Consider the following 632-nt stretch of genomic DNA (forward strand, 5'->3'; position numbering starts at 1 on the left):
GGCAGACCGACTTCACCTATCTGAAAGTGATCGGCTGGGGATGGTTCTATCTCTCCACCGTGCTTGACGACTTCTCCCGCTACATCATTGCCTGGAAGCTCTGTACCGGCATGGCGACGAGCGATGTGCAGGATACGCTGAACCTGGCGCTTGAGGCTTCCGGACTCGATGAAGTAAACGTGATCCATCGCCCAAGACTACTCTCAGACAACGGACCTTCCTACATCTCTGGCGATCTGGCTGAGTATCTTGCCGACAAGGGAATGAAGCATACGCGCGGCGCGCCGTATCATCCCCAGACCCAGGGCAAGATCGAGCGCTGGCATCAGACCCTGAAAAACCGCATCCTGCTGGAAAACTACTTCCTGCCGGGAGACCTCGAAGCGCAGATCGACGCGTTCGTTGGCTACTACAACCACCAGCGCTATCACGAGAGCCTGAACAATCTCACTCCGGCAGATGTCTATACGGGCCGCGGCCAGACCATTCTGCTGGAACGTGAGAAAATCAAAAGGAGGACCATGAAACTACGGCGCTTGCAGCACGCCCAATCCGCTGCTTAACTCAACCCAGATGCGCCAGACCCTCCTTAAGTCAGGCAGCCTGAAGTCTCAAATACCTGACGACGGACA

Annotated in this window: 1 protein-coding gene; it reads left to right on the forward strand. The window is 56.0% G+C overall.

Annotated features, from left to right (window positions below):
* Positions 1 to 563 (forward strand): IS3 family transposase (locus tag HY36_RS13910; protein ID WP_035554126.1); only part of this gene is annotated, 563 nt, incomplete at its 5' end.
* Between the last annotated feature and the right edge of the window lie 69 nt (positions 564 to 632).

The organism is Hyphomonas atlantica corrig. (assembly GCF_000682715.1).
GTDB classification, from domain to species: Bacteria; Pseudomonadota; Alphaproteobacteria; order Caulobacterales; family Hyphomonadaceae; genus Hyphomonas; species Hyphomonas atlantica.